The sequence below is a fragment of the Diaphorobacter caeni genome (assembly GCF_015354245.1).
In the GTDB taxonomy this organism is placed as follows: Bacteria; Pseudomonadota; Gammaproteobacteria; order Burkholderiales; family Burkholderiaceae_C; genus Diaphorobacter_A; species Diaphorobacter_A caeni.
The window spans coordinates 370,727-394,305 of sequence record NZ_JADKYZ010000005.1 but is presented as its reverse complement, the minus strand read 5'-3'; the positions used below and the strand labels follow the sequence as shown (position 1 = coordinate 394,305).

At 61.2% G+C, this 23,579-nt stretch carries 28 protein-coding genes; 22 read left to right on the top strand and 6 right to left on the bottom strand.

Annotated features, from left to right (window positions below; genetic code table 11):
• The first annotated feature begins 35 nt into the window (after positions 1-35).
• From ISG32_RS15130 to sctC, 22 genes are all read left to right on the top strand, one after another.
• A complete protein-coding gene (locus ISG32_RS15130) occupies positions 36-344 on the top strand; it encodes a hypothetical protein (RefSeq protein WP_194771839.1) in 309 nt (102 codons plus the stop codon).
• 79 nt (positions 345-423) lie between these two features.
• Positions 424-1,005, top strand: coding sequence for a hypothetical protein (locus ISG32_RS15125; RefSeq protein ID WP_194771838.1), 582 nt, complete (start codon positions 424-426; stop codon positions 1,003-1,005).
• A 29-nt stretch (positions 1,006-1,034) separates the two neighbouring features.
• Positions 1,035-1,811, top strand: a complete 777-nt coding sequence (locus ISG32_RS15120) for a hypothetical protein (protein ID WP_194771837.1) — start codon at positions 1,035-1,037, stop codon at positions 1,809-1,811.
• A 17-nt stretch (positions 1,812-1,828) separates the two neighbouring features.
• On the top strand, positions 1,829-2,389 hold the full coding sequence (locus ISG32_RS15115; protein ID WP_194771836.1) for a SycD/LcrH family type III secretion system chaperone: 561 nt from the start codon (positions 1,829-1,831) through the stop codon (positions 2,387-2,389).
• 39 nt (positions 2,390-2,428) lie between these two features.
• Positions 2,429-3,646, top strand: a complete 1,218-nt coding sequence (sctE, locus tag ISG32_RS15110) for a type III secretion system translocon subunit SctE (protein WP_194771835.1) — start codon at positions 2,429-2,431, stop codon at positions 3,644-3,646.
• 29 nt (positions 3,647-3,675) lie between these two features.
• Positions 3,676-4,563, top strand: a complete 888-nt coding sequence (locus tag ISG32_RS15105; protein ID WP_194771834.1) for a hypothetical protein — start codon at positions 3,676-3,678, stop codon at positions 4,561-4,563.
• Positions 4,564-4,579: 16 nt separating this feature from the next.
• Positions 4,580-5,071, top strand: a complete 492-nt coding sequence (locus ISG32_RS15100; RefSeq protein WP_194771833.1) for a tetratricopeptide repeat protein — start codon at positions 4,580-4,582, stop codon at positions 5,069-5,071.
• Between the two features lie 24 nt (positions 5,072-5,095).
• On the top strand, positions 5,096-5,536 hold the full coding sequence (locus ISG32_RS15095; RefSeq protein WP_194771832.1) for a hypothetical protein: 441 nt from the start codon (positions 5,096-5,098) through the stop codon (positions 5,534-5,536).
• A 23-nt stretch (positions 5,537-5,559) separates the two neighbouring features.
• On the top strand, positions 5,560-6,015 hold the full coding sequence (gene sctI, locus ISG32_RS15090; RefSeq protein WP_194771831.1) for a type III secretion system inner rod subunit SctI: 456 nt from the start codon (positions 5,560-5,562) through the stop codon (positions 6,013-6,015).
• Entirely contained in the window at positions 6,012-6,842 is an 831-nt protein-coding gene (gene sctJ / locus ISG32_RS15085) for a type III secretion system inner membrane ring lipoprotein SctJ (RefSeq protein WP_407645061.1), read from the top strand. Before sctI ends, sctJ begins: the two co-directional genes overlap by 4 nt.
• Positions 6,839-7,540, top strand: a complete 702-nt coding sequence (locus ISG32_RS15080; RefSeq protein ID WP_194771830.1) for a hypothetical protein — start codon at positions 6,839-6,841, stop codon at positions 7,538-7,540. Before sctJ ends, ISG32_RS15080 begins: the two co-directional genes overlap by 4 nt.
• Positions 7,510-8,151, top strand: a complete 642-nt coding sequence (locus ISG32_RS15075) for an HrpE/YscL family type III secretion apparatus protein (RefSeq protein WP_194771829.1) — start codon at positions 7,510-7,512, stop codon at positions 8,149-8,151. The genes ISG32_RS15080 and ISG32_RS15075 overlap by 31 nt, the downstream gene beginning before the upstream one ends.
• A gap of 44 nt (positions 8,152-8,195) precedes the next feature.
• Positions 8,196-9,536 (top strand): type III secretion system ATPase SctN, encoded by a 1,341-nt coding sequence (gene sctN, locus ISG32_RS15070; RefSeq protein ID WP_194771899.1) that lies wholly within the window; start codon positions 8,196-8,198, stop codon positions 9,534-9,536.
• The gene (sctO, locus tag ISG32_RS15065; RefSeq protein ID WP_194771828.1) at positions 9,533-10,036 is read left to right on the top strand and encodes a type III secretion system stalk subunit SctO; all 504 of its coding nucleotides are present in this window, start codon (positions 9,533-9,535) and stop codon (positions 10,034-10,036) included. The genes sctN and sctO overlap by 4 nt, the downstream gene beginning before the upstream one ends.
• Positions 10,033-10,647, top strand: a complete 615-nt coding sequence (locus tag ISG32_RS15060) for a hypothetical protein (protein WP_194771827.1) — start codon at positions 10,033-10,035, stop codon at positions 10,645-10,647. The genes sctO and ISG32_RS15060 overlap by 4 nt, the downstream gene beginning before the upstream one ends.
• A gap of 68 nt (positions 10,648-10,715) precedes the next feature.
• Entirely contained in the window at positions 10,716-11,837 is a 1,122-nt protein-coding gene (gene sctQ, locus ISG32_RS15055) for a type III secretion system cytoplasmic ring protein SctQ (RefSeq protein WP_194771826.1), read from the top strand.
• A 21-nt stretch (positions 11,838-11,858) separates the two neighbouring features.
• Positions 11,859-12,506, top strand: a complete 648-nt coding sequence (sctR, locus tag ISG32_RS15050) for a type III secretion system export apparatus subunit SctR (protein WP_194771825.1) — start codon at positions 11,859-11,861, stop codon at positions 12,504-12,506.
• Positions 12,507-12,517: 11 nt separating this feature from the next.
• Entirely contained in the window at positions 12,518-12,787 is a 270-nt protein-coding gene (gene sctS / locus ISG32_RS15045; protein ID WP_166067892.1) for a type III secretion system export apparatus subunit SctS, read from the top strand.
• Positions 12,788-12,828: 41 nt separating this feature from the next.
• Positions 12,829-13,635, top strand: coding sequence for a type III secretion system export apparatus subunit SctT (sctT, locus tag ISG32_RS15040; RefSeq protein WP_194771824.1), 807 nt, complete (start codon positions 12,829-12,831; stop codon positions 13,633-13,635).
• 24 nt (positions 13,636-13,659) lie between these two features.
• Positions 13,660-14,718, top strand: a complete 1,059-nt coding sequence (gene sctU, locus ISG32_RS15035; RefSeq protein ID WP_194771823.1) for a type III secretion system export apparatus subunit SctU — start codon at positions 13,660-13,662, stop codon at positions 14,716-14,718.
• Positions 14,715-15,128, top strand: coding sequence for a CesT family type III secretion system chaperone (locus tag ISG32_RS15030; RefSeq protein ID WP_194771822.1), 414 nt, complete (start codon positions 14,715-14,717; stop codon positions 15,126-15,128). Before sctU ends, ISG32_RS15030 begins: the two co-directional genes overlap by 4 nt.
• A 12-nt stretch (positions 15,129-15,140) precedes the next feature.
• Entirely contained in the window at positions 15,141-17,039 is a 1,899-nt protein-coding gene (gene sctC / locus ISG32_RS15025; RefSeq protein ID WP_228529833.1) for a type III secretion system outer membrane ring subunit SctC, read from the top strand.
• 164 nt (positions 17,040-17,203) lie between these two features.
• Here the strand turns inward: sctC and ISG32_RS15020 are convergent, their stop codons facing one another.
• The 6 genes from ISG32_RS15020 to atpA all read right to left on the bottom strand — a co-directional run bounded on the left by ISG32_RS15020 (position 17,204) and on the right by atpA (position 23,577).
• On the bottom strand, positions 17,204-17,773 hold the full coding sequence (locus ISG32_RS15020; protein ID WP_228529832.1) for an RNA polymerase sigma factor: 570 nt from the start codon (positions 17,771-17,773) through the stop codon (positions 17,204-17,206).
• A 479-nt stretch (positions 17,774-18,252) separates the two neighbouring features.
• Positions 18,253-18,840: a BspR family type III secretion system anti-sigma factor gene (locus ISG32_RS15015; RefSeq protein WP_194771820.1), complete on the bottom strand. Its 588-nt coding sequence runs from the start codon at positions 18,838-18,840 to the stop codon at positions 18,253-18,255.
• A 358-nt stretch (positions 18,841-19,198) separates the two neighbouring features.
• Positions 19,199-19,615 carry a F0F1 ATP synthase subunit epsilon gene (locus ISG32_RS15010; protein ID WP_194771819.1) on the bottom strand — a complete coding sequence of 139 codons (417 nt, stop codon included), beginning with the start codon at positions 19,613-19,615 and terminating at the stop codon, positions 19,199-19,201.
• Between the two features lie 90 nt (positions 19,616-19,705).
• On the bottom strand, positions 19,706-21,115 hold the full coding sequence (atpD, locus tag ISG32_RS15005; protein WP_194771818.1) for a F0F1 ATP synthase subunit beta: 1,410 nt from the start codon (positions 21,113-21,115) through the stop codon (positions 19,706-19,708).
• 17 nt (positions 21,116-21,132) lie between these two features.
• Positions 21,133-21,999, bottom strand: coding sequence for a F0F1 ATP synthase subunit gamma (gene atpG, locus ISG32_RS15000; RefSeq protein ID WP_194771817.1), 867 nt, complete (start codon positions 21,997-21,999; stop codon positions 21,133-21,135).
• Positions 22,000-22,017: 18 nt separating this feature from the next.
• The gene (gene atpA, locus ISG32_RS14995; protein ID WP_194771816.1) at positions 22,018-23,577 is read right to left on the bottom strand and encodes a F0F1 ATP synthase subunit alpha; all 1,560 of its coding nucleotides are present in this window, start codon (positions 23,575-23,577) and stop codon (positions 22,018-22,020) included.
• Between the last annotated feature and the right edge of the window lie 2 nt (positions 23,578-23,579).

Below are 23,579 nucleotides of genomic sequence, written 5' to 3'. Positions count from 1 at the left end.
AGCTCACCACCAACCCCTTCCACAGGAGCACAGCCATGACCGCACGTCTGGATCCGCAAGAAATCATCGCTGCATCGGAGCGCCTGCTGGCCGAAGCCCAGCAGCTGATAGACCAGGCGGACGCCAAGCTGCGCAGCGATGGCCTTGACCCAGCCAAGTTCCTCTCCACCGCCGCCTCGGAACAGGCCGAAAAGGAAGGCCGGGCGCTCTTTGAGGCCGACATGCAGGCCATTGAGCGCGAAGTGGAGGCCGAGCGCGTTCGCCTGCAGTTTCACAACCCGCAGACCAATGCGGCCAGCAAGCCGGTCAGCGGCGGAGTCCGCCGGCCACGCAACATGATTTGATTGATTCGAGCCAAACCAACCGCCCATCCGATGAACTGAATATCACCCACCTCGATATTCACAACCGACGAGAGCCATTATGGGAAACGCCAACGATCTAATAATCAATCAAACTCCCGGCCTGTCCAGTGCGGGAAACATCGACACCAAGACAGCGGATATTGACTTCATCATGACCGTGCTGGAAACGCAGACAAGGCGTACCAAGCACCTCGATACGGCCGTATCGGCACAAATGCGCGAGATGAAGATGAACAATACCAAAACCGCCTCGACCAATGCCTTGTTGAGTGAGCTGCGCGGTTTGAACAACTGCGTGCGCAAGCATGACAAGGGAAAAGATGGAGGTATGGATGACAAGAACAAGACCGATGGCAAGGTCATCCCCCCCAATGACCCCACCGCTAAAGAATTCAAAGCAAAAATCAACGTCCTATGCAGGGAACTGAATATCAGTTTCACGGATAAAAACCCCGGAGAATTGGAAGTAATGATCCAGAACATCAAATCCTCACTGGATGGTCTTTCCAATGACCAGCAAATGCACATGACCCGCCTTCAAAACCTCATGTCCAAACGAAATGAGTGCTTTGACTCCATGACCAATACATTGCGAAAAATCCAGGAACAAAAAGACCGGATGATTGCGCACATCAGCTGACCCGCACGTCAAACCACCAGGAGAGCAACATGGACCTCAATGCAGCCGTCAGGGCAGACAGCCTCACCCTGGCCGAATTCCAGTCAATGGACACGGAGACGATGCTTTACTTCGTCCAATTGAAACGCGCCACGGACCTTGAAGACAAGTTGCGCGGAAAAATGGAGAAGGTAGCCAAGAATATCGATGACCATGGCGCCGACAGCACCAAGATCAACGACAACCTGAATGAAATAGCGCGGATTGAAAAGACTGGGCGAGTAGATCCGTCCAAATTCGATGCCACCAAAGACAGGGAGTTGCTCAACGCCCTACAAAGCTCAGACGCAGAAGGTTTTGCTACCCTAACCTCGGAGCAATTGAGTTCCTTAAATCATAGCGGTAGAAGCACGAGCAACGGCAAAACCACAGAATACCAAATACACGGCGGAAACATGTCGGTCACAATATCAGATGGAGAAAAAAAAGTCACCAAATCAAGTTGGGTAACACCTCAACCCGACGGAACATTTAAAATTAAAATTCTTCCCGAATTAGGACCCATTTTAAATCTTCATATTGAAACGCGTATAGCTATTACCGAAAACTCCAAAGATTCTCAGGCAGTCATTGACAAAGCCATCTCCGACCTCAAGACAGAAAATGAATCATTGAAGGTCAAGGTGGATACCGCCACCAATCTGCAGCAATTGGACATGATCGAGTTGCAGCAACTCATGACCAATATGAATCAGGCCTTCGACATGGTGTCCAACGCCATGAAGAAATTCGCCGAGACCAAAGGCGGAATCATCCGCAATACCTGATTCGCAGGGAGTAGATCATGCAAGCCAACCCAACCGCATCGGCCGCCGGAGCCAATCCGCCGAACCTGGAGACGCAGGTGCTCGATCTGTTTGCCGCAGGCGTCACGCTGGGCGACATGTTTCACTTTTCCGAGCATGACTACGAGGCGGTCTACGCCCTCGCGCACAGCCTGTACAGCCAGGGCCGCTTTGATGACGCCATGCGCCTGTTCGCATTTCTCACGGCCAGCAGCCCCTATGAGAAGCGCTTTGCCAACGCGCTGGCGTCCAGCATGCAGATGCTCAAGATGTACAAGCAGGCCATCGAGTACTACAGCGTGGCTTCGGTCATGGATTTGATGGACCCCATGCCCACCTTCCACACGGCCGAGTGCCTGATGGCGCTGAGCCACTACCCCGAGGCTCGCCAGGCGCTGGAGCTGGTGCTGCGCCAAACGCAGACGCCGGAGCGCGAAGCCCTGCGGGCTCGTGCCACAGCCTTGCTGGAGCACATGAGCGAGAAGAAGCTCGGCGCAGGCGAGCGCCCACTCATCGATTTGGCGAAGCTCGACGAAGAGTCCGCCAAGTCAACCCTTTGAACTGCCACCACCACTACAACACCACCAGGGAGCAACGTCATGACGGGAACCAGAACAGTCGGCAGCATGGGCAACATGGGAATGGGCGGCCTGCAGACCATGGAAGAGGCGGGTGAAGGCAACCCCATCGTCAACGATCAGGATGAGCAGATCGATCCCGAGTTGACGCGGGACATTGGACGCAAAGGCCAACCCATCGGCACCACGGGCCACACGCCCGCAGACGAACAGGCCGGTATCTTCAACGCCATGGGCGCCCCGGCCATCGCAGACGTCATGACCGGCTTTTCCGCCGAAGAAATGGCGATTGCACTTCAGGCCATCCAGAACAAGGTGCAACAGCAGCAGATGCTGACCGCCAAGGAAGGCATCAAGCTCAGCAAGACGCAGATCGATCAGGCCAATCAGAAGTCCATGGACAAGATCAAGGACTGGATCAAGGCCAGCGATGACGCGGCCGCCAAGGCCAAGAAGAAGTCGATCTTTGGTTGGTTGTCCATCATCGGCGCGGCCATCGCCTGCGTGGTGGCGGTGGTCGCCACGGTGGCCACGGGTGGCCTGGCCTCCCCGCTGCTGGCGGTGGCGGCGATCGGCGTGGCAACGCTTGCCTATTCGGCAGGCAAGATGGTGCTGGAGAAGCTCGGGGTTCAAGGCGACCTCTCGGACCTCTTCACCTTTGTTGCCAACAAGGTGATGCAGATTCTTCCCATCCCGGAGGAAAAGCGCGAGGCCATTGCACAGATCGTGGGCTGCGGCCTGGTGATGCTGGCGACCGGCGGCGCAACCCTGGTGGTGGACCCGACCGTGTTCAGCAAGGTGGTCGGCGGCTCAGCGGCGCTCGTCACAGACAACCAGGAGGTCCTCGGCTGGGTGAACATGGTGGCAACGGCAGCGGCGGCCGTCGGCACGGCCATTGCCGTGACCGTCATGACCGGCGGCGGCGGAGCGGCCAAGGCGGTGTCCGGAATCATCAACGCCATCAGCGCGGTGGGCAGCGCAGCGCAGAACATCGGCTCCGGCGTGATGGATCTGGAGATCGCCAAGGACGTGAAGGCCGGTGAGCAGGCCAAGGCGGACAAGAAGGAAATGGATGCCTTCCTGCTGAAGCTGCAGCGACTGCTGGAGGAGGACACCGAGCAACTCAAGAAGGTGCTGCAGGAGCTGGAAGAAGGCTTCGCCTCGATCTCGCAGATTCTGTCCGAGAGCGCTGCAAGCCGCACCCAGATCACATCCAACATCGGCCGCACGATGGCCTGATGCCCCGCCCCCATTGCACAGAGGTTCCCATGAACGCCACCGTCAATCCGTTCAGCGCCGACATCTCGGCCCACTTCAAACAGCATACGGCTGCCGAGAGCGAAGCCTATGTCACCGAGCTCTATGCCACGGCCTCCGTGAATGACCGCGAACTGATCGAAGCTGCTCTGCAGTCCATTGGCGACGAGATCGGCAGCGGCGCGAACGATGCCGTGGAAAACAGCGGCTTCACCAAGGAAAACATCGCGCAATGCAAGGAAGCCATCCGCGAGTTCAACGCACTCAGCGCCCAGAACATGAGCGTGGACATGCTCGACATTCTGAAGTTGCTGCAGAGTTCCTCGCAAAGCATGCGCAATACCTACCGCAAGATCCGCAGCGATGAGTCCAACGCGCAGATCAGCACCATGCTCGATGCCGCCAAGGAGATGAAGAGCGCCGCCGATCACCGCTACAAGGCGGCTCAGATCCAGGCATGGACGCAGATTGCCACGGGCGCGGTGCAAGGCATCGGCGCAGGCATGAGCGCCTTCGGCTCCGTCAAGTCCCTGGGGAAGATGGACAGCATCACCAAGGTGGACAGCGCGGGCAAAGAGTTCAGCAAGCTGGTGGATACGAGGGCATCCAAGAACTGGGGGAACTTCGGCTCCACTTCCAATGCCGCGGGAGAGTCGCTCGGCAACATGGGTGGCGGCATCGGCAAGCTCATCTCCGCAGGTGAGGAACGCGAAGCATCGTTGGCCGATGCCCGCTCCCGCGAGCTGGACGCCTCGGGCAAGCTGCATGAGTCCGCTTATCAGGACGCCAACGACCAGATGCAGCGCAACCAGGAAATCATCCGGGACGTGATGGACAAGCTGCAGGCCATCCAGCAGTCAAATCTGGAAACCAACCGCCGCATCAACAACAACATCTGACGTGAAGACCGCAGACATGAATACAAGCACCACGCCCGATCTGGCCGAGGCATTGCTCTCGGAAGTGGATCAGTACGTGCAGGCGCTGGGCGAGCTGCCCGCCAACAAGCGCCTGTCGGCCCCGACGCTGGATCTGGTCTACAAGCTCGCGCTGCAGCAGCTCGGCTTCGGTCACGTGAAGACCGCGCGGGACTACCTCAGCCTGCTGCTGGTCTATGCGCCCACCGATGCGCGCTTTCTGGAAGCCCTTGCCCAGTGCTGCGAGCAGGAGGGCGATTCGGACGAAGCGCTGCGCCACTACTCGCTGGCGCTCTACATCTCGCCCACCTCCAACCGGCTCGCACTGGCCGTGGCGGAAAACCTCGCCCGACGTGGCGAGGAGGCATCGGCCATCAGCATCCTGCAGGACGTGGTGCGCCTTGCCAATCAGCCTTCGGAACTGAAGTACCGCTTGCGCGCCGAGGTCTGGCTGCAGCGCCTGAAGGAAGGCGCGGTGGAGCCCACATGAGCCACACTCCAGTGAGGTTGCACCGTGCTCGATCCCGATGATGTGAACCTGCTCACTCAGATCGGCTTTCTCGCCGCAGCGCGTGGCGACGCCAAGCGCGCCGAAGTGATCTTCGGCGCGCTTTTGCGCGTTCGGGCGGAGCGTGCGTTCGCCCACGTGGGTCTGGCCATGACGTGGCTGAACGCGGGCCGCGCAGGCGATGCAGTGGCGCATCTGCGCAACGTGCGCCTGCCCGACAAGGAAGACAACGATCTGGTGCAGGCCTTTCTGGGATTGGCTCTGCAACTCGACGCGCGCGCCAGTGAGGCTCAGCGCGTGCTGACCAGCGTTGCGCAAACTGCTGAAAACACCCATGCCACTGAAGGCGCATTGCTGGCACAACGTCTGCTCGGACAGAGTGCGACAACACCGCAGGCGGCAAATCCAACCCCTGGCCCCTCGGCATTCGCGCTGGGCCAGAGATAACACCTACATCCGAGGAGCGCTCCATGGACATCATCAACACTGCGGCAATGGCGGCTCTGAGCACCGCCACCTCCACCTCGGCCGTGGGTGCAAGCGCCGCCACCGCTGCCCCCGATGCGCTGGCAGCGGCCCGTTTTGCCGAGCTGATGGCGCAGCCCGTCGCGCCCGTTCAGGCACCCAACGCACTGGAGGCCACCGCCGCAACCGCTGCGCTGCAGCCAACGACCAACGCACTGCCCGCCAACCCCAGCGTGGGCGACCGCATTCTGCAGGGCATGGAGAACGTCTCGCAGACCTTCCGCAATTCCTGGGAAGGCGTGAACAAGATGCTGGACACCACCAACGCCGATACCGGCAACGTGCAGGACATGCTCAAGCTGCAGATGCAGCTCACGCAGGTGGCGTTTGAATATGACCTCGTGGGCAAGCTGGTGAGCCGCTCCACGCAGAACATTGACCAACTGGTGCGCGTGCAATGATGTTTCCCCGAATGGCCGCACTCATGGAGTGCAAGAACTGGTTTCGTGTGGCTCTGGCCTGTCTGTGTCTGACGCTGGCGGCCTGCGGCGCACGCGTCGATCTGATGGGCAACATCCCCGAGGACGAGGCCAACGATGTGCTGTCCGCGCTGCTCAAGGAGAACATCTCCGCAGAGAAAACCGCGGGCAAGGAAGGCATGGTGGGCGTGCGCGTGAATGCCGACCAGGTAGGCCGCTCGCTGGAAATCCTGCGCGCCAACGGACTGCCGCGCGAGCGCTTTGCGGGCATGGGGCAGGTGTTCAAGAAGGACGGCCTGATCTCCTCACCCGTGGAAGAGCGCGCCCGCTATATCTATGCGCTGTCACAGGAGCTCGGCAATACGCTCTCCAAGATCGACGGCGTGCTCACGGCTCGCGTACATGTGGTGCTGCCCGAGCGCGGTGCGGTGGGCGAGGCGGGCACGCCTTCCACTGCGGCTGTGTTCATCAAGCATCAGGACGGCTACAACCTCGAGATCATCCAGCCGCAGATCCGCAAGCTGGTGACCAACAGCATTCCGGGACTGACGACGGATCGGGTCTCGGTGATTTTCGTCGCCTCTCAGGCAAGAGATGCCGCGAGCAAGGACAGCGCGGCCGCACCACCGCAGGTCTGGGGCATGGATGTGGCAGCTGGCAATGCGGGCAGCTTCGCTTCAGTGCTTTGGGGACTCGCGGGTTTGCTGGTGCTGACCTTGCTGGCGCTGGCTGCGCTGGTCTGGAAGTTCGTGCTCGGCAAGAAACCGGTGAGAACGGTTCCGACAGCCATTGCAGGTGAGGCTGCATGACGAACATGAGCGCCGCCCTGCCCGATCTCGACTCGCCGCTCGCTGCTTCGCTGCAGGTGTTCAATCTGCTGCCAAGCCGCACATTGCATGGTGAGCGGGCGCGCAGGCTGTGGCCCGAAGATGCAGCGCACGCCGCGTTGGTGGCCCATCCCGCGATGGCGCAGGTGCTGCACCGCCAGCGCTCGGAGCAACTGCTGCATTCGCTGGGTGCAGATGCGGCCCCGGTGCTGAATGTGCAATATCCCGGCATGCCGCTGGCGTTGGCGCAGACGCCGCAACTCTCGCAGATCGCCCGGCTCGCTGGCGCTGCGCTGCTTGGAGGTCATCTGCGTCGCATGATCACACGCGCTCAGGTGAATCAGGCGCGGGAATCACTGCAGCCCGAAGTCTTTGAATGGGCGCAGCAGCGCGCAGGTGATTTGCATGAGGGCATGAGCGACGAGCAATTGCGTCCGTGGCTGAACGCCGATTTCCATGACAGCGCGCAGTGCCTGGGCTCCGGTCTGTTGGCTCACGCCTTTGGTGATGCGCCATCCCCTGTGCGGTTGCGTGCGCACTTGAAACTGCACCCCGCTGCGGACGATGGACAACTGCGCGAAGCGAGCGGCATGTCCGCACGCGGCGCACGCGAGCTGTGCCTCGCACTGATGAAGCAATTGGATTCGACATGGCTTTCCTACTTCCCCGCGATCCGCTGACCCCGTCCCGCAGCTTGCAGGCGCAAGTGGCGCCAGGCCAGCGCATTCTGCGTGCTGCGGATGTTGCCGTCTGGGGCGAAGCCGAGGCATTGCTGGCCTCGGCGCGCGCACAGGCGGACGCCATCGTCGCCCGCGCGGAGTCCGAACTCGAAGCCGAGCGCCAACGCGGCTATGCCGAAGGTCTGGCCGAAGCGCAGATGGAGCAGGCCGAAAAGATGATCGATACGGTGAGCCGCACCATCGACTACTTCGCTCGCGTGGAAGGCGACATGGTGAATCTGGTGATGTCCGCTGTGCGCAAGATCATCGATGACTTCGACGATACCGAGCGCGTGCTCATCGTGGTGAAGAACGCGCTTTCCGTGGTGCGCAACCAAAAGCAGATGACGCTGCGCCTGCATCCGCAGCAGGTCGAGGTGGTGCGCTCTCGCGTCAACGATCTGCTCGCGGCCTACCCGGGCGTGGGTTATCTGGACATCGTGCCCGATGGCCGTCTCGCCATGGAGTCCTGCATTCTGGAGAGCGAGATCGGTCTGGTGGAAGCGAGCATCGAAAGCCAGATCAAGGCCATCGAGGCAGCCTTCCACAAAGTATTGGGCAGCCGCGTATGAACGCCTACGCCGCCAGCATCAGCAGCTCATCGGGCAAGCGCTCGATCCATCAGTTCGACTACATCACCGAGATGATGCAGATCGCGCTGGACGACACGCCCGTTCTGCAGATAAAGGGCCGCGTCACGCAGGTGGTGGGCACCATCATCAAGGCCGTGGTGCCGACGGTGAAGGTGGGCGAGGTCTGCGTGCTGCGAAATCCGGGCGAAGACTTCGAGATGAAGGCCGAGGTGGTGGGCTTTGCGCGCGATGCGGCCCTGCTCACGCCCATCGGCGACATGTACGGCATCTCGTCCGCCACTGAAGTCATCCCCACGGGCCGCGCGCACATGGTGCCCGTCGGCTTCGGGCTGCTGGGGCGGGTACTCGACGGTCTCGGCCGTCCACTCGATGAGGCAGAGCGCGGGCCGCTCGAAGCCACCAAGTTCTACCCGGTGTTCCAGGAAGCACCAGATCCGCTCAAGCGCCGCATCATCAGCCGGCCGCTGGAGCTGGGCGTGCGCGCGCTCGACTCGGTGCTGACCTGCGGTGAAGGCCAGCGCATGGGCATTTTTGCGGCAGCCGGCGGCGGCAAATCGACGCTCATGGGCATGCTGGTCAAGGGCGCGGATGTGGACGTGACCGTGGTCGCGCTGATCGGTGAACGCGGCCGAGAGGTGCGGGAGTTTCTGGAGCACGAACTCGGCGAGGAAGGTCGCAGGAAAAGCGTGATCGTCTGCGCGACCAGCGACAAGTCATCGATGGAGCGCGCCAAGGCCGCCTATGTGGCGACGGCGATCGCGGAGTATTTCCGCGACCAGGGCAAGAAGGTGCTGTTCCTTATGGACTCGGTCACGCGCTTTGCCCGTGCGCAGCGCGAGATCGGCTTGGCTGCGGGAGAGCCGCCGACACGTCGCGGCTATCCGCCCAGCGTGTTCGCCACGCTGCCCAAGCTCATGGAACGCGTGGGCATGAACGACAAGGGCTCGATCACCGCGCTCTACACCGTGCTGGTCGAAGGCGACGACATGACCGAGCCGATCGCCGACGAAACGCGTTCGATCCTGGACGGCCACATCGTGCTCTCGCGCAAGCTGGGCGCGGCCAATCATTACCCGGCCATCGACGTGCTGGCGTCCGCATCACGCGTGATGAATGCGGTGATCACGCCCGAGCACAAGAAGGTGGCGGGCCGTCTGCGCGAGTTGATGGCCAAGTACGACGAGGTCGAACTGCTCGTGAAGATCGGCGAATACAAGCGCGGAGGCGATGCCACCACCGACGAAGCCATCGACAAGATCGAGCACATCCGCAGCTTTCTCAAGCAGCGCACGGAAGAGCATTCGTCGATGTCTCACACCCTTGAACAACTCACGGCGCTGGTTGGCGCAGGAGGCACGCGGTGAGCATTTTCAAGGAGCTTCTGGCGATCAAAGCCTTCCGTGAAGGGCAGGCGGAATCCGCCATGCGCATGCAACGCAGCATCGCTCTTGAAGCCAGCGAAAAGCGCGAGGCCGCCGAGGTGCTGCTCGCCCGCTTGCTGGCCGAAGGGGTGGACAAAGAACGCCATATGTACCGCGAGCTGTGTGAGCGCATCGTCAAGCTGCGGGACATCGAGAACGTGCAGCAGTCCGTGGCCGCGCTGCGCGTCCGCGAGATGCAACAGCAAGACAATGTGGATGCCGCCATCCGCGTGCTGGACGAGGAAAACCAGAGGCTCGACAAGGTGCGTGCGGCTCACAAGGAGGCCAGCCGCCAGAAATCCAAGTTCGTGGATCTCTCGCACAACCACACCAATGAGCTGACCCGCGAAGCCGAGCGCAAGGAAGACCTGGAACTCGAAGAGGTGGCCAACATCAAGCGCGACCGCGAGGATTGGGAAGAGTATGCGGGAGGCGAGCAATGAGCGGTGATCGTCCCATTCATCTCGACCTGGGCATGCCCTCCGGCAGCCGCTATGACGTGGGCCATCAGGGCACGGATCAGCAAGCCCAACCCGAGCAACGCAACGCAACGCAATTGGCAGACGATGCCGCCGCCTTGCGCACGCTGCTGGACGCGCGCAGCGCTCCTGGCCAGTCAGGCCTGGGTACTCCCGCGCAGCCACCACAAGCCTCGAGCCCGTTTGCGCTGTTCGGCCAAGGCGCGACCTGCGAAGCATCCACATCCACATCCACAGGAACATCGACTCACGAAGCACTCGCAGGCCTTGACCAGACGCTCAGCCAGATGGCCCAGCGCCTGCTGGTGGGCGATGGCAGCAGCGGGCGACGCGGCGTGCAGATCCAGTTGAGCAAGGACAGCTTGCCCGGCGTGGTGATGGATGTGTTTGAAGACGCGGGCGCGGTGGTGGCCGAGTTCACCTGCAGCCTCGAAGCATCGCGCGAGCGTCTGAAAAAATCCGCGCAGTGGCTTGCCGATGGGCTGAGCCAGGCGCTGCAACGCCCCACCTGTGTTCGCGTGCAGACCGACGACCCGGAGGACCGCTGCGCGACACAAGTGCAGGCGGGCCACTGATTCGCTGCAGCAAAGTCACCTCGCAAGTCACCCGAACCACCACCCTCATTCCAAAGCAGCTTCTCCACATGTCCGCCCTACCCCAACAACCTGCAATTCGTGCGCTGCCGCTGCCGCGCCTGACACGCAACGAAGCGCAGGGGCGCACCATCATTGCGCAGCGTGGAGTCGATCTGCCCCTGCAACTGGGTGACTCGACATGGCTGGCGCGTCTGGTGCCGATCACGCATGCAAGCGCTCCCCAGGACCATGATCCGTCGGCGCAGCCAAGCTCGGTGATCCGCATGGAATGGGCAGGGGCCAACTTCACACTGCGCCTGCCCATTGCGGCGATGGAGCAGCAGGTCAGCGCACAACTGGGCGGCGCGAGCCTGCCCGAGTTGCCACCATCGCTCGCACAGGCGGCACAGGAGGCGGTGCTGTCCAGCGTGCTGCATGCGTTGCAACGCCTTGGGCGCGGCACTCCGTCGTTGGTGAGCCAGTTGTCGGCGTCCGTCGACAAAGCGGCTGAACCGGCCCACGCCTTCAAGCTCACACTGCGCACGGAACAAGGCCCGCAAGCCATTGAAGGCAGCCTGCACGCCGACGGCCTCGGCCTGCTGCTGGTGGCGGGTCTGCTCAAGGACCGACCCTTTGCTCCGGCCAGCATCGAACCCGATTTCCCTCTGAAACTGCATGCAGAGCTGGGCTTCACGCGCACCACCGCCGAGGAAGTGGCGCAATTGGGCACGGGCGATGTCGTGCTCATGAGCACCTGCTTCATTACCGCGCAGCGCGTGCTGTGGCTGAGTGCCGATGGCCACGCCGGCATCCATGCCCAACTGCACTTGCCGGGCGCAAACGATGCGCCCGCGCCACCAAGCCTTTCGATCATCCAGACCTGGACGGCCCACATGCCTACCGACACCAATACATCTCCGAGCAACGATCAGGACATCGCCCAAAAGAGCGCGGAGGTGGTATCACTTGAATCACTGCCCGTGCGCCTCTCCTTCGATCTGGGTGAGGTCACGCTGACACTCGTGCAGGTACATGCGCTGCAAGTCGGACAGGCACTGACACTCGATCATCCATTGCAGGGCGCGGTGCGCATCCGCGCCAACGGAGCGCTGATCGGCGAGGGCGACCTTGTTGAAGTGGATGGACGCATTGGCGTGTCCATAGCGCGCATTCTGGGCTCGTCCCGCTGAAGCGCAGACGGAGCAGGCTTCATGCAGAATTTCGACCCCATCACGCTGGCGATCGTACTGGCGATCATGGCCTTGCTGCCCACGCTGGTCGTGGTGTGCACTTCATTTCTCAAGATCGCGGTGGTGATGTCGCTGTTGCGCAATGCCATCGGCGTGCAGCAGGCACCGCCCAATCTGGCGCTCTACGGCATGGCGCTGATTCTCTCGGCCTACGTGATGGCACCCGTCGGCACGGCGATGTTCGAGCGACTCACCACACAACCCGACTCCCTGAAGAACGTGACCAGCTTTGTGACCTCGGTACGCGAAGGTGCGGAGCCGCTGCGCGAGTTTCTCACCAAGAACAGCCGCCTCGAGCAGCGCGACTTCTTCATGCGCACAGCCCAGCGCACCTGGGGCCCCAAGCTCTCGGAAGGCATCACCCAGACGGACTTCATGGTGCTGATCCCGGCGTTCATGGTGAGCGAGCTGACGTCGGCGTTCCAGATCGGCTTTCTGCTCTATCTGCCGTTTGTGGTGATCGATCTGATCGTCTCCAACATTCTGCTGGCGATGGGAATGATGATGGTCTCGCCGGTCACCATCTCGCTGCCGCTCAAGCTGTTTCTCTTCGTGATGGTGGATGGCTGGTCGCGCCTGATCCACGGTCTTGTGCTCACCTATGTTTGAGGTATCCAGTCATGCAAACGGTTGACGTCGTATCGTTCTTTTCGCAGGCACTCTATCTGGTGCTCTGGCTGTCGCTGCCTCCCATCATTGTGGGCTCGATCGTAGGCACGCTGTTCTCGCTGTTCCAGGCGCTCACCCAGATTCAGGAGCAGACGCTGTCCTTCGGCATCAAGCTGATTGCCGTGTCGCTCACCATCCTGCTGACGGCCCGCTGGGTGGGCGGCGAGATGTTCAACTTCACGCTGCAGTTGTTTGACGCGATTCCCAACATGGGCCGCTGACGCACGAGATTTGCGCTTTTCCCGCGAAAGGATGGAACTGCATGGACCTGCCGGTTACTTACGAAGAAGCCAAGACGCTCATTGGGACGTTGGCTTTGACGCAACCGCGCATTCTTGCCATGTTCATCGTGCTGCCGCTCTTCAATTCGCAACTGGTGCCCGGGCTGATCCGCTTCGGCATCGCGGGAACGCTTGGCGTGATGGCCATGCCGCTGGTGGCTGCCGATGTGTCGGATCTGAACCTGAACTTTGTGGCGCTGTCGGTGCTGATCATGAAGGAGGTCTTCGTCGGCTTCGTCATCGGCTACCTCGCCTCGATTCCGTTCTGGATATTCGAAGCCATTGGCTTTCTGGTGGACAACCAGCGCGGCGCAAGCATCGCATCCACGCTCAACCCGCTCACCGGCAATGACTCCTCGCCCATGGGCATCATGTTCTATCAGGCGTTCATCGTTTTCTTCCTGATCTCGGGTGGGTTCTCGCTGTTGCTGGGCGTGCTCTACGACAGCTTTCTCTACTGGAGCGTGACGCAGTGGTCGCCCACATTGAGCGCCGAATCCATCCCGCTGATGCTCAAGCAGCTCGATCAGCTCATGCACATGGCCGTACTGCTCGCGGCTCCGGTGCTGGTCGCGATGTTCCTTTCGGAGTTCGGTCTCGCGCTCGTGAGCCGCTTCGCGCCGCAGCTGCAAGTGTTCTTCATGGCCATGCCGATCAAGAGCGCTCTGGCCGTGCTTGTGCTGATGCTCTACGCGTCCACGCTGTTCGAGTACGGCAAGGACGAGATTCTCGCCATCGTTCGCATCCTGCCCTTCCTGCGCGAGCAGTGGGGCGCGGGCTCTTCCTGATCCCACGAAACGAGTGCAGCCGTCATGAGCGAAAAGACCGAACAACCCACCTCCAAGCGCCTGCGCGAGTCGCGCAGGAAGGGTGACGTCGCCTACAGCAAGGACTTCACGCAGACGCTGCTGATCCTGTCCATCTTCGGCTATCTGCTGGTCAGCGCCTCGGCCATCGTCGAGAGTCTGGGCAAGCTCATGCTGCTGCCCGGCACCGTGCTGCAACTGGGCTTTTCCCAGGCCGCCGAGACCGTCGTGAACGCGGCACTGCGCGAATGCGCGGAGGTGGTGCTGCCGTTCATCGGCATCGTGCTCATCGTCGGCATCTTCGCCGACACGATGCAGGTGGGCATTCTGTTCGCATTTGAAAAGCTCAAGCCATCGGCCAAGAAGCTCAACGTGATCGCCAACGTGAAGAACATCTTCTCGGTGAAGAATTTCGTGGAGTTCCTCAAGTCGGCGCTCAAGATCGGGTTTCTGTCAGCGCTGCTGAGCATTCTGATCCGCGATGCGCTGCCCATTCTCACCAGCATTCCCGATGCGGGCATGGCGGGCTTCGGCAGCGTGGTCGGCGCGCTGCTCAAGACCATGCTGATCAACATCGGCATCGCCTACGGAGCGATCTCCCTGGCTGACTTCGCATGGCAGCGCTACCAGTACCGCAAGGGCCTGATGATGTCCAAGGACGAGGTCAAGCAGGAATACAAGGAGATGGAGGGCGACCCCCACATCAAGCACAAGCGCAAGCATCTGCATCAGGAAATGATGCAGGAAGGCGCCGTCAACAGTGCCAGAAAGGCGACCGTCGTCGTGACCAACCCTACCCACTATGCCGTTGCGCTGCGCTATGACGCGGATGAAACCCCGCTGCCGGTGGTGCTCGCCAAGGGCGAAGGTGCCCTCGCCGAACGCATGATGCAGGCGGCTCGCGAAGCGGGCGTCCCTGTGATGCAGAACATTCCGCTTGCGCGCGCGCTCACTGCGCAGGCCGAATCCGGTCAATACATTCCCTCCGAGCTGGTCGAACCAGTCGCCGAGCTGCTGCGCCTGCTGCAGCAGATGAACCAACACAATCAGGACCCACTCGCATGAGAAGCACCGCCCCGCCAGATCCCGCAAGCGCCCGACTGCTGCAGGCCTACTCCGCGCAGATCGGTCTGGACAGCAAAGATTTCCGCCTCAACGATCCGCTCGACATGCAGGTGGATGACCGCTATCGCCTGCGCCTGCGTGCCCTGCCCGAAGGCGGCATCGTCATCGTTTCCCGCCTGCAAACCCTGCCCGATCCCGGCAACGACCGCGACAAGCTGATACTTCGCGTCGCGCAGATGGCTCTCGGCATGATGAAAGAACATGCCAGCACCTGCGTGGTGGACGAGCGCGAGCGCGCCATCTGGCTGCAGCAGACCGTAGCGACCCACTCCACGCATGAGATCGACGAAGCCATCGGCGATTTCGTGAACGCTCTGGCTTTCTGGTCCAAGGCCATCACGACTGTCTGAATGGATGACGCCATGACGAACCACGCGCCCTCCATCCTGCAAAGCCTCTTGCGCAAGCCCAGAGCCCTGTCCTGCGCCATGGCCACGGCCTGCGCCATGCTGCTGGCATCGCCTGCCGCGCAAGCCTCCCCTCCACCATGGGCAGACGCGCCCTACAGCTACTACGCCAACAACGAGTCGCTGCGGACCGTGCTCGGCAATTTCGCGGGCAGCTTCAGCCTTGCGCTGGAGGCCTCTCCCGAAGTCAGCGGCAACATCAACGGCAAGTTCAACGCGCAGAACCCGACCGAGTTCATGGACCGACTCGGCAGCGTGTATGGCCTGAACTGGTTCACGCACGCCGGCACGCTGTTCGTGAGCCGCACCACGGAGATGAGCACCAAGGCCATCTCGTCGGGCAGCAGCAATATCGCGATGGTGCGAGAGGCTCTGGGCAGCCTCGGCCTTCTGGACAAGCGCTTTGGCTGGGGAGAACTGCCCGAGCAGGGCGTGGCGCTGGTCTCCGGCCCACCGGCCTACGTCGGCCTGATCGAGCGGACCATGGCGACGCTGCCGCTGGCGGCCGGCGGCCAGCAGGTGGCGGTCTTCAAACTCAAGCATGCCTCTGTGGATGACCGCACCATCATGTACCGGGATCGGCAGATCACCACGCCCGGCCTGGCCCAGGTGCTGCGCAATCTGATCAACAACGCGGGCAGCTCGGGATCGTCCGGCGTGAGCAATTCGTCGATGTCATCCGTGGCCAACATGCTGGCCTCGTCGCCCGGCATGGCCGCCGCAGCCAACACCGCGGGCATGAATTTCGACCCCAACGGCAACGGTGCCGCCAACGGAGTGGCGGCGTCGCCCTATGGCACGGCCAACGCGACAGGCGCTGCACCCAGCGGCATGGGTCAGACTGCCAACGGTGCTCGGGCACAGAACGGCAACGCTCAGATGGGGATGCGGCGCACGGCAGCTCCATCGATCCAGGCGGACTCGCGTCTGAACGCCATCATCGTGCAGGACACGCCCGAGCGCATTCCTCTATACAAGGCGCTGATCGATCAGCTCGACGTAGCCACGCCGCTGATCGAGATCGAGGCGCTGATCATCGACGTCAACACCAATCGCCTCGACGAACTGGGCATCGCCTGGTCCGGCCGCAAGGGAGGCACGGTCGGCGGCTTCGGCAACATGACGCCCACAGGCGACGGCAACGACCTGATCGTCGGCGGGATCAACCGCTCAGCCACCTTTGACCCGACCACGCTGGTGGTGAACACCGGCAACTTTCTCGTCAGCCGCATCCGCGCACTGGAGACCAATGGCGATGCGTCGATCCAGTCGCGTCCGTCGATACTCACGGTGGACAACACGGGAGCGCTGCTGGATCTCTCGGAGACCTTCTACGTGCGCACCATCGGCGAACGGGTCGCGACGGTCACTCCCATCACGGCAGGCACCACGCTGCGCGTGACGCCGCATTTCGTGATGCGTGACGGAGGCCCGGTCGTTCAACTCGATGTGGACATCGAAGACGGACAGATTCAGGAGACTACCGTCGACACCCTGCCCACCGTGCGCCGCAGCACCGTGAGCACCCAGGCCATCGTCGGCGAAGGCCAGACGCTGCTGATCGGCGGCTACCGCAGCACCTCACGCACCAGCTCGGTCGAGAAGGTGCCGGGCCTCGGCTCCGTGCCCATTCTTGGCTTGCTGTTCTCCAACCGGACCAACAACTCCCAGATCCGCGAACGCCTGTTCATGATCCGGCCTCGGGTAGTGTCATTGCCTCCTCAGCTCGGCGTTGCCGTGAATGCCCTGAAGACCCAGGATCCCTTCCCGCAGGAGATGCTGCCGACAACGCTGCACGCTCCGGCACCGTCGTCCGAGAGCGTTCCGGCGCTGACAGGTGTTCAGCCTCAATGAAATCGATACGGGATGCGGCGGTCGGAACAGCCCCCCCACGGGAGCTCCTCCGCACCGCGCCATCCCGGCCTTGCCGGATCCAGCCTGTACAAGGTGAGGCGCAAAGAAATGGACAGGAAAAACAGCAGGGTATTGAACGGGAGCGCGTCTTGCGACCGGGGGACTCAGAAGTCGAGCACCACGCCGCGCGCTTGCAGCTTGGCCTTGAGCGTGGAGCGCGCGCGCGACAGGCGACTGCGCACCGTGCCGACGGGTACCGTGAGCAAGACGGCCGCTTCCTCGTAGGACATCTCGTCCACCGCCACCATCAGCAGCACGTCGCGCATGCTTTCGGGCAACTCGGCCATCGCATCATTCAGATGCTGCAGATGCTGGGCCTGTCCAATGGCCTGCTCAGGCGTCAGGCTCTCGGACACCACATGCGCGAGCTCCGACTCATCAGCGAATTCGTAGCGCCGATGCGGCGCTCGCGACAGATGATTGCGCACGAGATTCATCGCGATGCCGTACAGCCAGGTCGACAGCTCCGACTGTCCACGGTATGTCTCGTAGGAGCGTACGGCCTCGAGAAACGCCTGCTGCGTCATGTCGTGCGCCTCGTCGCGATTGCCAATGTTCTTGATGATGAAACGGTGCAGACGACTGCCGTGGCTCTCCACAAGATTGCGGAACAGCAGCTCTCTGTCTTGCGGTTCTTGCACCATGTTGTGCGGGAACTGAAGTTGGGCGGACATGTCAGCCACGCTTTCTGATGGCATTCAACACTTCGGAAGCAATGGACGATTCAAGGCGCGCGCGAGCTTGCGACGCAGTCGTCTTCTGAAGCCATCTTGTCGCCATATGCCACGTCCCCTCATGTTTCGATTCGAGCCCCGCACGTCGTTGGACGCAGGGGGACTCCCCGGTGAATAGGTGTGCCGCTGGAGCGCAAGGGTCAAGGGCCAATTTGCAGCACATCGTCAATTCGCCAGCATTGATTCGAATCACTTGAATCCGTGTACTGTCCCAATGGATTCACGATTCATAACGATTAATAACAATGCCGCAGTTTTCAAATCGTATCGAAAGCGTGAAATTTTGTATGTCACCTATTCAGGGTAATTTGTGGCGATTTTTTCGCAATGCGGAAAAAACAGACCAAAATTAGTAACAGGCGACGGTTGCGCACTGGGCGCATGTCCCATGCACGCGTGCAGCGCGCATGACGCTCATCTCAGGAACGCGATTGAAGCGCCGCGGTGAGCCAGGTCTCTGCCGTTTTCGTGCTCACCGGTGACTGTCCATGGGCGGCGGCATTCTCGAATTGCCGCGCCATGACGGCGTCAATCTCACGGCGCTGCTGGGCATCAACATCGGCTGGCGAGATGCTCAACTGGGCACAGGCACGCTGAAACGCGCTGCTGTTGGAGCTTGCGCTGCAACTGATCTGCGTAAAGAAATCAACGCCGCTCAGGGCGTTTTGCGACGTTTCCGCCATGTCGATGGCCTGCTGCACGACGCGAGACGAAAGCGGCTTGCCGGGCGTGGGCGAAAGCCCGAGTTCTCGGGCGACATTCGACTGGATCCCGGCCGAGAAGGAGCGGCTCAGCGCATCCATGAAAACCGAGGTCGTATCCACATCAGGCGCCACCCAAGCCACGCTGCGCTGGGACGGCGTGTGCCCCTGCGCGAGCACCTTCCACTGTTCGCCGTCGTGCCCCATGACGACGGCATTGCCCTGCGCTGCCGCGTTCCGGAACTCGTCCAGAGTGGGATGCGCATCAGTCGGTGTCGCTATGGAAGGTCGGAGGGAATCAATCACGTTTTTGCTGGCTGAGGGCGAGTGAGGTTTCGAGATTAGTAACAGCGCATTCGATCGAGTTCCAGCGCAATGCAACTAAATGCCATCTCACTGAGAAATATCCCAATAATGAACCAATGCAAGTCATCGGACTGTCAAGATATGAAACAGCACAGGTGCTTGTTCTGATGCTTATTTTGATCGCAGACACCCGTTCGAGCGCTGTGGGTCTCTGCACCATCCGGTGCACAGTCCGCAATGTTCTTCATTTCGTGCCCTGGCGTCTCCAATTGACACTCAGCAAAAAGCCGCTTGAATCGCTTCAAGCGGCTTTCTTTTGAGCCGGAATGTCCGGATCGCGCACCAAGTGCGCGAATGCTCAGCGCTTCTGACGGAACTTGCGCAGAGCGGCGATCTGAGCGGCCATGACGGCCAGTTCGGATTGCGCGCGCGCCAGATCGACATCGCTCTTGGCGTTCTTGAGGGCTTCCTCGGCAGCCTTGCGGGCTTCTTCAGCCTTCTGATCGTCCAGATCCTTGCCGCGGATGGCGGTGTCGGACAGAACGGTCACGCGGTCGGGTTGCACTTCCAGAATGCCGCCAGCCACGAAGACGAATTCTTCGTCGCCGTTGGGCAGCTCGATGCGAACGGAACCGGGCTTGATGCGGGTGATCAGCGGAGTGTGCTTGGGCAGAATGCCCAGCTCGCCAGCTTCACCGGGCAGCGCAACAAAGCGTGCCTCGCCGGAGAAGATCGATTCTTCGGCGCTGACCACATCGACTTGGATGGTGTTCATGTTGGGCTCCTGGAAAAGGTTGGAAAACGACGGCTTGTTCAAGCGGTTGGCTGACTGACGGCGATGGAGCCGTCGGCCAGCCAAGGCTCATCAAGCAGCCATCTTCTTGGCCTTTTCGAAGGCTTCGTCAATCGAACCGACCATGTAGAACGCCTGCTCTGGCAGGTGATCGCACTCGCCGGCCACAATCATCTTGAAGCCGCGGATGGTTTCCGCCAGAGGCACGTACTTGCCTGGAGCGCCCGTGAACACTTCGGCCACGTGGAACGGCTGCGACAGGAAACGCTGGATCTTGCGAGCACGGGCCACCAGCATCTTGTCTTCAGGTGCCAGTTCGTCCATACCCAGAATCGCGATGATGTCACGCAGTTCCTTGTAGCGCTGCAGAGTGCCCTGCACCTGACGGGCCACGGAGTAGTGCTCTTCACCCACAACTTGCGGGTCCAGCTGACGGCTGGTGGAGTCGAGTGGGTCGACCGCAGGGTAGATACCCAGCGAAGCGATGTCACGCGACAGCACGACGGTGGAGTCCAAGTGAGCGAAGGTCGTAGCAGGCGATGGGTCGGTCAAGTCATCGGCAGGCACGTAAACGGCCTGAATCGACGTGATCGAGCCGACCTTGGTCGACGTGATACGCTCTTGCAGACGGCCCATTTCTTCGGCCAGCGTAGGCTGATAACCCACGGCGGAAGGCATACGACCCAGCAGAGCGGACACTTCGGTACCGGCCAGTGTGTAGCGGTAGATGTTGTCCACGAAGAACAGAACGTCCTTGCCTTCGTCACGGAACGCTTCAGCCATGGTCAGGCCGGTCAGCGCAACGCGCAGACGGTTTCCTGGGGGCTCGTTCATCTGACCGTAGACCATCGCGACCTTGGACTCGTTCAGGTTGGACTGGTTCACGACGCCGGCATCCGACATTTCGTGATAGAAGTCGTTGCCTTCACGGGTACGCTCGCCCACACCTGCGAACACCGACAGACCACCGTGGCCCTTGGCGATGTTGTTGATGAGTTCCATCATGTTCACGGTCTTGCCCACGCCGGCGCCACCGAACAAACCCACCTTGCCGCCCTTGGCGAAAGGGGAGATCAGGTCGATCACCTTGATGCCGGTTTCCAGCAGTTCCTGCGATGGCGACAGTTCGTCGTATGCAGGAGCCTTGCGGTGGATGGGAGCGGTGAGGCTCTGATCCACTGGACCACGTTCGTCGATGGGGTTGCCCAGCACGTCCATGATGCGGCCCAGAGTCGCCTTGCCGACTGGCACGGTGATCGGGTGATCGGTGTTGTACACCATCAGACCGCGCTTGAGGCCGTCGGACGATCCCAGAGCAATGGTACGCACGATACCGTCGCCCAGCAGCTGCTGGACTTCGAGGGTCAGTGCCGAACCTTCGAGCTTCAGGGCGTCATACACCTTGGGCATTTGGTCACGTGGGAACTCGACGTCCACCACCGCGCCAATACATTGAACAATCTTGCCTTGTACTTGAGCCATTTGTTTGCTCCAGAAATTTAAACTGCCGCGGCACCCGACACGATCTCCGAAAGTTCCTTCGTGATCGCGGCTTGGCGCGTCTTGTTGTAGACCAGCTTCAGTTCGTTGATGACGTTGCCAGCGTTGTCGGTGGCGGCCTTCATGGCCACCATGCGTGCTGACTGCTCCGAAGCCATGTTTTCGGCAACCGCTTGATAGACAAGCGATTCCACATAGCGCACGAGCAATTCGTCGATCACGGTCTGAGCGTCGGGCTCATAGATGTAGTCCCAGCCATGCTCGGACTTCTCGGCCTGCATCTTCTCGGAGGACAGGGGCAGAAGCTGCTCCACCACCGATTCCTGCTTCATGGTGTTGATGAACTTGGTGTACGAGAGGTACACCGCGTTGATCTTGCCTTCTGCATAGGCGTCGAGCAGCACCTTGACGGGGCCGATGAGCTTTTCCAGATGCGGCGTATCGCCAAGGCCCGTCGCATGAGAGACCACCTTGGCGCCGATGCGGTTCAGGAACCCGAGGCCCTTGTTGCCGATGGCCACCGCCTGAACGCTGACACCCTCGCCCTGCAAGTCGCGCAGTTTGTTGGTGACGGCACGAAGCACGTTGGTGTTCATGCCACCGCACAGTCCCTTGTCAGTCGTCACCACAATGACGCCAGCCACCTTCGAGTCGTTCAGCTTCATGAAAGGATGAACGTACTCGGGGTTGGCTTGGCCAAGGTGCGCAGCGATGTTGCGCACCTTTTCACTGTATGGACGAGCAGCGCGCATGCGGTCTTGAGCCTTGCGCATCTTGGCGGCGGCCACCATTTCCATGGCCTTGGTGATCTTCTTGGTGTTTTCCACCGATTTGATCTTGCCGCGTATTTCCTTACCTGCTGCCATGATGGTTCCTCGTCCGGATTAAACGAACGACTTCTTGAACGCAGCGATGGCTTGGGACAGCTCGGCCTCGTCCTTGCCTTCCTTGTCGAAGGCACGGTTCTTGTCCAGACGCTCCACCAGGCCAGCGTGGCTGGTCTTGAGGAACTGGTGCAGACCGTGTTCGAAAGGCAGAACCTTCTTCACATCGATGTCGTCCAGGAAGCCCTTGTTGGCTGCGAACAGCGACGCAGCCATCATGCTGATGGGCAGTGGGCTGTACTGAGGCTGCTTGAGCAGTTCAGTCACGCGCGCGCCACGGTCGAGCTGCTTGCGGGTGGCTTCGTCCAGATCGGAAGCGAACTGCGCGAACGCAGCCAGTTCACGGTACTGCGCCAGGTCGGTACGGATACCGCCGGACAGGCCCTTGATCAGCTTGGTCTGGGCAGCACCACCCACGCGCGACACCGAGATACCGGCGTTGATGGCGGGACGGATACCGGCGTTGAACAGGCTGGTTTCCAGGAAGATCTGACCGTCGGTGATCGAAATCACGTTGGTAGGAACGAAAGCGGACACGTCGCCGGCTTGGGTTTCGATGATCGGCAGAGCCGTCAGCGAACCTGTCTTGCCCTTGACTTCACCCTTGGTGAAGGCTTCCACGTAGTCGGCGTTCACGCGAGCTGCGCGCTCGAGCAGACGGCTGTGGAGATAGAACACGTCGCCGGGGAACGCTTCGCGTCCTGGTGGGCGGCGCAGCAGCAGCGACACTTGACGGTAAGCCACGGCCTGCTTGGACAGGTCGTCGTACACGATCATGGCGTCTTCGCCACGGTCGCGGAAATACTCGCCCATCGTGCAGCCGGAGTAGGCCGACACGTACTGCATCGCAGCGGATTCGGAAGCGGTGGCAGCCACGACGATGGTGTAGTCCATCGCGCCGGCCTGCTCGAGAGCACGCACCACGTTCTTGACCGAAGAAGCCTTCTGGCCGATGGCTACGTACACGCAGACCACGCCCTGCCCCTTCTGGTTGATGATGGCGTCGATCGCGACGGCGGTCTTGCCGGTCTGACGGTCGCCAATGATCAGTTCGCGCTGGCCACGGCCGATTGGCACCATGGCGTCGATCGCCTTGGTACCTGTCTGCAGAGGCTGGTCAACGGATTGACGCGCGATAACGCCTGGAGCGACCTTTTCGATCACGTCCGTCATCTTGGCGTTGATCGGGCCCTTGCCGTCGATCGGCTGACCCAGCGCGTTCACCACGCGGCCAATGAGTTCGGGGCCGACGGGCACTTCCAGAATGCGGCCCGTGCACTTGACGGTGTCGCCTTCGGAGATGTGTTCGTACTCGCCCAGAATCACGGCGCCGACGGAGTCGCGCTCGAGGTTCAGTGCCAGGCCAAAGGATGGCTGGCCGTCGGAGCCTGCTGGGAATTCCAGCATTTCGCCCTGCATCACGTCGGACAGGCCATGCACGCGCACGATACCGTCAGTCACGGAAACGACCGTGCCCTGGTTGCGGATATCAGCGCCAGCAGCCAGCCCTTCGATGCGGCTCTTGATCAGTTCTGAAATTTCAGCGGGATTGAGTTGCATGA